The 9,488-nt window shown below is 60.7% G+C and carries 7 protein-coding genes; 5 read left to right on the top strand and 2 right to left on the bottom strand.

The features are described 5' to 3' along the window. Nucleotides 1-28: 28 nt before the first annotated feature. Nucleotides 29-2,551, bottom strand: a complete 2,523-nt coding sequence (locus RGM2987_RS23655) for a Tc toxin subunit A (protein ID WP_245145220.1) — start codon at nt 2,549-2,551, stop codon at nt 29-31. A 247-nt stretch (nt 2,552-2,798) separates the two neighbouring features. Here RGM2987_RS23655 and RGM2987_RS23650 point away from each other — a divergent pair, with 247 nt between their 5' ends. Continuing rightward, nucleotides 2,799-3,044, top strand: coding sequence for a plasmid stabilization protein (locus RGM2987_RS23650; protein ID WP_245145219.1), 246 nt, complete (start codon nt 2,799-2,801; stop codon nt 3,042-3,044). Continuing rightward, nucleotides 3,041-3,460, top strand: a complete 420-nt coding sequence (locus RGM2987_RS23645; RefSeq protein ID WP_245145218.1) for a type II toxin-antitoxin system VapC family toxin — start codon at nt 3,041-3,043, stop codon at nt 3,458-3,460. Before RGM2987_RS23650 ends, RGM2987_RS23645 begins: the two co-directional genes overlap by 4 nt. Before the next feature lie 50 nt (nt 3,461-3,510). On the opposite strand, the gene RGM2987_RS23640 is transcribed toward RGM2987_RS23645, so the two are convergent. Continuing rightward, nucleotides 3,511-5,430 carry a methyl-accepting chemotaxis protein gene (locus tag RGM2987_RS23640; protein ID WP_245145217.1) on the bottom strand — a complete coding sequence of 640 codons (1,920 nt, stop codon included), beginning with the start codon at nt 5,428-5,430 and terminating at the stop codon, nt 3,511-3,513. Between the two features lie 457 nt (nt 5,431-5,887). Here RGM2987_RS23640 and RGM2987_RS23635 point away from each other — a divergent pair, with 457 nt between their 5' ends. The 3 genes from RGM2987_RS23635 (at nt 5,888) to RGM2987_RS23625 (ending at nt 9,479) form a co-directional block, all read left to right on the top strand. After that, the gene (locus RGM2987_RS23635; RefSeq protein ID WP_245145216.1) at nt 5,888-6,559 is read left to right on the top strand and encodes a histidine phosphatase family protein; all 672 of its coding nucleotides are present in this window, start codon (nt 5,888-5,890) and stop codon (nt 6,557-6,559) included. A gap of 24 nt (nt 6,560-6,583) precedes the next feature. Next, a complete protein-coding gene (locus RGM2987_RS23630; protein WP_245145215.1) occupies nt 6,584-7,432 on the top strand; it encodes a phosphatase PAP2 family protein in 849 nt (282 codons plus the stop codon). A 340-nt stretch (nt 7,433-7,772) separates the two neighbouring features. Continuing rightward, entirely contained in the window at nt 7,773-9,479 is a 1,707-nt protein-coding gene (locus RGM2987_RS23625) for a ShlB/FhaC/HecB family hemolysin secretion/activation protein (protein ID WP_245145214.1), read from the top strand. Nucleotides 9,480-9,488: the final 9 nt, after the last annotated feature.

Below are 9,488 nucleotides of genomic sequence, written 5' to 3'. Positions count from 1 at the left end.
CAATCCTTGAATGTTGAAGAAGGGCGGGTCAGTGACAGGTCGCGATCAGCGCCTCGCCGACGGTGCGCCAATCCGCTGTTTCGCTGTCCGCATTCAGTGCGCAGGCCTTGAGCAGGAGGCTTGCTGACAGGCCGGTGCGCTGGCAGCACGCCTGGCAGCGTATGACCCAATCCACGGTTTCCATTGACTGGGCGCGTTGGTGGGCTAGTTGGGCGGTCAGGTCGCTTACTTCGGTTGTGTCCCAATTCAGTAGCTTGGCCAGCAGGCGATTGGTGTCCGCCGCCGAACCGGGTTGGTTGGCGAGCTGCAAATAATGCAGCAGCGGTTCTTCCGACCGGACCTGATGGCGGGCGCAATCGCTGAAGCGTTCGAGCAGGTACAGTGTCTGGGGCGTGAGGGTGCCTTGGTTGCTGGACGCCAGCCACGTGGGATGGCTGATCAGCCGTTGCAGCGCGCTGCTACTCAGATGCAGGCCATGGCACGCTTGGGCGGTACGCAGTAGCGAGGCCAAGGGCGGGGGCATTTTCCCCGGCGACGCCTGGATGGCAGAGACGATCTCGGCGGCGGTGGTGCCGGCCATTTGCAACACGCCAGGGATGTACTCGGCGGACAAGTCGACGAGGTCGTGCAACAGGGTTTCCACCAGGCGCTGTTCATCACCGGGATCGATAGGCTCTGCCAGCAGTATCGCCAGGCGTTCTTCCAGGTTCTGATTCAGCGGCAAGTCATCTTCGGTTGTGTCGAACAGCCGACACCACTGGGTCACGTCACGGTTGTTCTGCCTGAGCCAGTCGACTGCCCAATCCAGGGCCATCAGCACGTCGAGAATGTCGGAGGATGTGGACGGTGTGGCGTTCAGTGCACCGGTGACTAATATTTCGCAAAAATATGACCCTCCCAACACGCGTGCCAGCATCGTGCATTCAGCGGGGGACAGCCCGAACATCCGCGCAACGCGGGCCTGGCGATAGAGTGACGAGACCGTGGGCAGGTCGTACTTGAACGAGTAATGGTACTTCTCGGTCTGCTTCGCCAGCAGCAACAGCGCATCCTGGGTAATGCCAAGCCCGAGGCCGGCGCCGAGGTAGCTGAAGGTCTTGAGATCCGTCATGACCAGCACTTCTGTCCGGGGGCGTTCGAGCAACTGGGTGCGATTGAACACCTGGTCGAACAACGGAACCTGCTGGCCGCAAGCGGAAATCGGCATGTCGTGCAGCAGAGAAGCGAACTCTTGAGGCGCGATGCCGTGGCGACGGTTCAGATACCGATAGACGCCCAGCGTGCGCAAGGTGTTGGTGTTGAGCGTCATGTCGTCGTTGTATTCCGAGCGCAACGCGTTGACGAGCAGCGTGTCCAATTCTGCCACGGACATGCCGGTCCAGCGCTGCAACCGGATCATTCGCTGCATGCGGGCGAAACGTTCGCGGGACGTGCCGCCAAGGGTATTCGCGGGCTGGACAATCGCCAGGGCCGGTGTCCCTTCGGGCCCGTTGATGTAGCCGCTCCCATAATTGGAATGAGAGGCGGGAGGGCTGTTGGTCGAGGTGCGCGGAAGGTAGGTGCCTTGCGCCAGCAACTGCTCGACCTGTTCGGTGCTCAACCCGGTGCGTTCCTTGAAGAAGGTCAGCTCATGCAGGCGCCGGGTGTCTTTAGTGCCATAGCTTTTCTCCAGGACTCGCAGGTCACCGTCTGAGCTGACCGGTGCGAGGAGCAGTTTCTGTTGCTCGGCGCTGAGCCCGGACAGCAGTTTTTGCGCCTCGACTCGCGATTGTGAAACGTGCCCGTAGGTTGCGTCGCCGGGTGAGAACGGCAGCGTCAGGCTTATCCGATAATTCAACTCACCCAGCGCCGGTTTATCTGCGCCCAGCCCGAGCAGGCATTGGTGATGATGCAGGTCGTAGGGCAGGGAGAAGGGATAATGTTCGCTCGACAAGACTTGGTGGACGGTCTTGCCGGCGTTGGCGATATGAGCCTCGATCGCGCTGAGCAGGGTGTTATTGACGATGCCCAGCATCGGTTGCGCGACGAAGGCACTCTGGTGATCGAGCATCAGCGCCTTGAGGTCCGGGCGCCGTTGCGCCAGCGTGATCTTGTGGGGCGATGACGATGCGTTTTCCAGTTGCCCGGCAAACAGATACAGCGCCCGCAGGTAAGCCACGGGTGAGTCGATGGAGGCGATGTCGCCGTCCTTGCAGAACTGCTCCCAGTTCTCTTTGAACAGCGACTGATAGCTGACGGAGTCCGACGTTGAGTCCGCCTTAAGGCCGCGTCCAATGCGACGTCGGGTATCGCCGGACGATAATTGCTGTTGCTGGTAAAGACGGCCGATCTGCTGGGCGTAACTCGCTGCGCTGTCATAGGCCTGCCCGACATCCGCGTCGGTATGCTTGCCCAGCTCAACAGCGAACTGCGTTTTGCCCATGCGCACGATGTCGAATACCGACTTCAACCCCATTCGCTGCAAGGCTGCTATGAAGCTGGCTTTTGCGCTGCCATCGTCGTCGGGAAAGGTGACGAGCCTGTGCAGCAGCGAGTCGTTGCTGACGTCCATGTGTGGTTTAACTCCTGTTCGAACGAAGGTACTTGTTCAGGAGAGACCGTACAGGAGAGGTTGAAAAAAGGCGGTAGGACGAAGAGGGAGGGGTCGTACGAAAGGGAGACACGTAGAGCGGTGGCTTTGATCGACCGGTGGTGACGGTTGAGAAGTGCTCCCATTGATTTAGTAAGTAGCGGCTGGACAATGTAAGCGCTTTTAACTAGTTTGAGATCAATGATTTCATTGATCGCATGGAGGTACCATGGCCAGCATCACTATTCGTAACCTGGACGATCAGATAAAGGAGCAACTGCGTATCGCGGCAGCCCACAACGGTCATTCCATGGAGGAAGAAGCCCGGCTGATTCTCGGGCGCGCACTGGCAAGAGTGAGCTCGGAAGGAGGATTAGGGAGCCGTATCCGAAACAGATTCAGTGCCATGGGAGGTGTAGAGCTGGATTTGCCATCGCGTGACGAAAAAGCTACTGCGGTGGATCTCTCTGAATGATAGTGCTCGATACAAATGTCATTTCAGAGTTCATGCGGGCGCAGCCGAGCGCCGAAGTCCTGGGATGGGTCGATTCGCAGCCCGCGATGGACCTGGTCATTTGCGCTGTTACGGTGGCGGAGATTCTTCATGGGATCGCTCGTCTCTCCTTTGGCAAGCGCAAGCAAAAGCTTGAGTCCCATGCAATGGCAATGTTTGAAGAGGATTTTGCTGGCAGGATCCTGCCCTTTGATGCTCATGCAGCGGTTGAGTACGCGACCCTCGTTGCGTCATGTGAGGCCAAGGGGAGGGCAGCTGGCATGGCCGACGCGCAAATCGCAGCGATTTGCCGGACTCACGGGGCGCTGATTGCCACTCGCAATATCAGAGATTTCGAGTTCTCAGGGGTTGAAATCATCAACCCCTGGAACGCTTGAGTCATACCTCACACAAAACGCCCATCCCCGGGGACGGGCGTTTTTTAAGATCAAACCCTGAAATGACTCACCATCATCTGCAACTGATTCCCCAACCGCGCCAGTTCAACACTGGAGGCGGCGGTTTCTTCGCTGGCGGCGGCGGTCTGTTCGGACACGTCGCGCACGTTGATGATGCTGCGGCTGATTTCCTCGGCGACGGCGCTTTGCTGTTCGGCAGCGGCGGCGATCTGTTGGTTCATCGACTGGATGTTCGACACCGTGCGGGTGATGTTTTCCAGGGATGCGCCGGCCTTGCGGGTCAGGGCCACGCTGCTGTCGGTGAGGCTGCGGCTGTTGTTCATCACGGCGGCCACTTGCTGGGTGCCGTTCTGCAGGCCGGCCACCAGGCCTTCGATCTCTTCGGTGGACTTCTGCGTGCGTTGGGCCAGGCCGCGGACTTCATCGGCGACGACCGCGAAGCCACGCCCTGCCTCCCCGGCGCGTGCCGCTTCGATCGCGGCGTTGAGGGCCAGCAGGTTGGTCTGTTCGGCCACAGCCTTGATCACGTCCATGACGCTGCCGATCTTGTCGCTTTCCTGTTGCAACACGGTCATGGCGTCGGTGGAACGAGCCACTTCGCTCGCCAGGCGTTCGATCTGGGCGATAGCCTCGCTGACCACCTGGTCGCCGGCACGGGCTTCGCCGTCTGCGGCGGCCGCTGCTTGAGAAGCTTCTTCGGCGTTACGGGCAACTTCCTGCACTGTGGCAGTCATTTCGTGCATGGCGGTCGCGACCTGGTCGGTCTCGACTTTCTGGCTGTTGACCCCGGCGCTGGTCTGTTCGGTGACGGCGGACAGTTCTTCGGCGGCGCTGGCGATCTGGGTCACGCCATCGCGGATGCCGCTGATCAAGTCGCGCAGGGTCACGCCCATGCGTGCGATGCCTTGTTGCAGCACGCCCAGTTCATCGCGACGGGTAACGATGACATTGTGGGAAAGATCGCCACCGGCAATGCGCTCGACCACAGCCAGGGTGTCACGCAGCGGGCCGGTGATCTGACGGGTGATGATGATCGCGGCCACGATACCGACCAGCAAGGCGAGCAACGTACTGACCAGTTGCAGGGTCCGTGCCTGGGCGCTTTCGGCGTCCCGGCGGTCAAGTTGAATCTGGTACAGCTGTTCGCTCAAGGTCACGATGGTGGTGCCCTGGTCGGTCATTTCCTTGCGTGCCTGCACCACATCGGCGGTGGCCAGCTTGAAGGCCTGCAAGGCGCTGCGGTATTGGGTCAGGGCATTTTCCAGTTGACGCATTTCATCCTGGCGGGTGCTGGAGAAATGTTCGTTCAGCGGCTTGAGCGAAGCGATGGCAGCGTCCAGCTGGGTGACGGCCTTGCGTTCGGTATCGGCGTTGCTGTTGGCGGTGTAGCCGCGCACTTCATAGCGGGCCAGCATGAACTCCTGCTTGGCCTGGGTGATGGCCTTGAACTGTTCGAAGCGCTCGTCGCTCAGGGCCATTTGCTGTACGTCGGTGTTGATTGCCTCGATCAGTTTGTAGGCAATGTCGGCGTTCGCACCCATGGCGTCACGGGCCGTGTTGCCGGTGCGGTAGGCACTGCGCATTTTGTTCAGGGAAACCTGATAGGCACTGATGATCGCGCTCTGCTCCTTGAGCAGCTTGAGGTTTTCCGGGCTCTTGAAGGTGCTGAGCAAGTTGTTCTGTTGCGCCACGAAACCATCGAGGGTGGTCTGCACGTTTTGCGCGGCGGTCTCGTCGCCATTGGCCAGCATGTATTGCAGGCGCGTGACGCGAAGCTTGGTCAGGCCGGCGTTGAGCTGGGTAATGTCGCTCATCCAGTTGCTGCGGTTGATCAACCCGCCCAGGCTGGTCCAGCTGGTCAGGGCCAGCAGGCAGGTGAGGACCAGCACCAGGCCGAAACCCAGGCCCAATTTCATGTTGACGCTTATGTTGCCAAACCAGCTATTCATTCAATTCCTCCAGGAACGTTGTGCTGCTTGTCGTCGGTTGGCTGGAAGATTGTTGTTTTAAGAACCAGCAGAAATGTGTAGCAGGCCTGTATCGGCCGCAGGTTCAGGATCTGAAAGATTTTTTCGGAGGGCGGGGGGTTACTGACGGTCGGTCGGGCGGGCCTACGGCCTATCAGCCGGGGAGATCACACGCAGCACTTCGTGGCGAGGGAGCTTGCTCCCGCTGGGCTGCGTAGCAGCCCCCAAACAAGGGCCGCTACGCCCTGGAGCGCCAGCCCGGCCCAGCGGGAGCAAGCTCCCTCGCCACAGGGGTTAGCGCAATAGTTGTAGGCCACTGATCGACATCGAGCCCACGCTCCAAGCTTTTTTTCACATCCCCTTCACCGCTTGCCTACGTCACCCCCTCTACTGTTGCGCCACTCAATGACTAGGTGGGATGCCGTCGGGGCGGCTTGATGTGGAACTGAGACTGAGCCTTTTCGGCCTGACCCGCTCGATCGGTATGCGCCGGCTTGCCCGCTACCGAAACGCTGCCGTCGTACTGGCCTCGACGCTGTTGGCGATCCCGCTGGTCCTGTGGCTGCTAAGCCCTGCTGCGGTGCCGGACCTGGCCCATGGCAACGTGGCGGGCGCCCGCGCCTTGGCCGAGGGCTGGGCCAAGGGCGAGATGATCGTGCTGGTACGCCACGTCGAACGCTGCGACCACGCCAAGGCTGCGTGCCTGAATAACCCTGAAGGCATCACCGACCGCGCCCGTGCCGTTGCGGTGGGCGTCGGTGCCCGGTTCGAGCAACTGGGCCTGGACAAGGCTGACATCTATAACAGCCCGCTGGTGCGCACTGCCCAGACGGCGGGGTATATGTTTAACAAGGTCGACACTGGCGAGGACTGGCTGATGAACTGTCGGCACGACCTGCTGCGCAATGCCCTGGCCCACAAGGTACCAGGCCGCAACCTGATCCTGGTCACCCACAGCGAGTGCATGCAGGCCATGGAGACGTCGCTGCAGCGTCCGGCCTCGACATTCGGCTACGGCGCTTCTTTGTTCGTTTCCACCGCCCAGCCACAAGCGCCACGCCTGCTCGGTTTTATCGAAGCGTCTGACTGGCGTTCGGTGACGTTTCAGTAACTTTTCCCACGATTAGGATCGCCCATGCTGACGTCTGCTCGTGCCCGTTTCTACGGGCTCAATCTCGGAATTCCCCTGGTCTGCGCCGCCGTGGTGTTCCTGCTGTTCGACATGACCCGCATCGATATCGCGTTCAGCGATCTGTTCTACGACCCGGTGCAGCAACTGTTCCCGCTGGAACACGTCAAGCTGTTCGAGAAAATTACCCACAAGTGGGCGCGGATCATTCCGAACTGGACCGGCGAGGCGGCGATCATCGGTGCGCTGTTGTCGTTATTCTGGCCGATCTTCAAACCGGAAAAGCGCCCAGGGCTGCTGCGTTTGCTGGAAAAAGCCCGGCTGGCCGCACCACTGCGTTTTGCCCACAAGCATCGTCGTGATTTTCTCTATGTAGTTTTCGCCTTTTCCCTCAGCACCGGGGTGATCCATTACCTCAAGGGCCATACCAGCGTGTATTGCCCGGTGGAGACCACCCAATATGCGGGCAAGATCGAGCACAAGGAGTGGTACCAGAACTTCGACCTGTTGAAAGTCGCCGGTGATGGCCGTTGCTGGCCCGGCGGCCACGCTTCGGGTGGCTTCACCATGCTGGCGCTGTATTTCGTTGCGCGTCGTTACCGCTGGCGTCATTCCAAAGCGCTGATGTACGGGGCGCTGGGCCTGGGATTTGTCTACGGCACGACGCGCGTCCTACAGGGCTGGCACTACATGTCGCACACGTTCTGGGCGGGAATCTTCGTCTGGTTGAGTTGCTGGTTGATGGCGTTGGCGTTCTATGGACGAACGGTCCTGGAGCAACCGCTGTTGCAGAAACAACCCGCCACCACGGCGCCAGCCTTGGCTGAGCTGGGCAACGCTCAATCGTCTGCCTGAACGACAGGCAAAAAAAAGCCCGCAGGGGAGCGGGCTAAAACCTTAGTTTCTTGAATGAGCGAGGGGACTTTACCGAATCACACGGGGGCGTGGGGTGAAGAAAAGTTCATGCGGGATATGGCAGCAAGCTTGGCTCCCATAGATGTAGTTTGCGACGCGTACTGTGAGACGTTTCTCTTTTTTGAGCAGAAATTTCCCCCTCCCTTGAACCGAAAGCGATGCGCAGGGTCTTGTTTGCGTGCAGTTTTGCGCATCAGCAGCGTGAGTGGTCTACGAGGCCGGCCTTTGGTCTTCTGCCCGCTCAAGAACCTGCTGTGGATTTCGTATCGAGGGATCGAACATGTTCTCACCCGCCCGTGGGGCGCGGTTATGCCTGGCTTTACTGTGCCTTTCTGCGCTGACGCCCGCTTTCGCTGCGCCCACCCCCGGTGACACGGACCTGATCCGCGAACGCCAGGACCGCCTGCTCGAAGAGCAGCGCCGGCGCCTGGAAGAGCTCAAGGACCTGCCCGGCAAGGAGGCCAAGCCCGCCGAGCCGACCGCGCCGATCGATACGCGCTGCTTCCCGATCAAGACCATCGAACTCAAGGGCGCCGAGGCGCTGTCCGAGGGCGAACGCGAGCGCCTGCTCAAACCGTATCTGAACCAGTGCCTGGGCGTGCCGCAGCTTAACCAGCTGCTCAAGGTCATCACCGATGCCTACCTGGAAAAAGGCCTGGTCACCAGTCGCGCCTATCTGCCGCAACAGGACCTGTCCAGTGGTCACCTGCAAGTGCTGGTGGTCGAGGGACGGCTTGAAGGTTTGAAGGGCGCCGAGGGCAGCAAACTCTCGGATCGCGAGCTGACGATGGCGTTTCCGGGAAAGACCGGCGAGCTGCTCAACCTGCGGGAAATCGAGCAGATGGTCGATCAGCTCAACCGCCTGCCGTCGAATCAGGCGCAGATGGAGCTGACACCCGGGCAGAACGTCGGGGGCAGCGAGGTACGGGTCAAGAACACCCCGCAAAAGCCGTGGCGCGTCGGCCTGTCGCGGCATAACGACGGCCAGAAGAGCACCGGCGAACAGCAATGGGGCAGCTCTCTGGATTGGGACAGCCCGCTGGGCCTGGCCGATCAACTGGCCTTGCGCGGCGGCCACGATGCCGTCAGCGATCACCAGAAAACCTCCAACAACGCCATGCTCTATTACAACCTGCCGTTTGGCTGGTGGAACCTGAGCTACACCTACAGCCAGAGCGAGTACCGCGCCCTCGGCCAGGCCAACGGGTTCAATTTCAAGCAGAGCGGCGACAGCCAGAACCATCAAGTGCGCCTGGAGCGGGTGATCCATCGCGACGCCCTGAGCAAGACCTCGCTCAACGCCGGCTTGGCCTACCTGCGCACCAACAATTTCATCGAAGACAGCAAGCTCAAGGAGAGCAGCAATCGCATCAGCGAGGCGCAGTTCGGTATCAACCATGGTCGGCGGATCGGCAATGCCTATGTCAACCTCGACCTGGGTTTGCAGAACGGCATCGGCGCCCTCGATGCCCAGGGCGACCACGAACCGGGCCCCGGTGTGCCGGACGCGCGCTATCGCAAATACACCGCCACCCTGAGCTATCTGCAACCGTTCCAGATAGCGGGCGAGTCCTTCAGCTTCAGCAGCCTGATGACCGGCCAGCGCAGCGAAGACGTGCTGTTCAGCCCGCAGCGCATGAGCCTGGGCGGGCTGTCGTCGATTCGCGGCTACAAGGACCAGACGCTGTCCGGTGACAGTGGCGGCTACTGGCGCAACGACCTGCGCTGGAGCCGCCCGATATCGCTGGCCTGGCTACGCCCGGTGTTCGCCGAATACGGCACCAGCCTTGGCTACGACCAAGGCGTGATTCGTGGCGATCGCTACAACGGCGACCAGCACGGGCGCATGTCGAGCAACTCGCTGGAGATGTTCGCCCGGGGTGAGCACCTCAGCGCCAGCGTCACCTTCGCCCACTCCCTGGAACGCCCGGATGCCCTGGCCGAGCGCGAAGCGCCGATCTACTTCCGCGTGGATGCCTCTTTCTAAATTCTGCCC

The organism is Pseudomonas sp. RGM2987 (assembly GCF_022952855.1).
GTDB lineage: Bacteria > Pseudomonadota > Gammaproteobacteria > Pseudomonadales > Pseudomonadaceae > Aquipseudomonas.
This window is presented reverse-complemented; position numbering and strand designations above follow the sequence as displayed.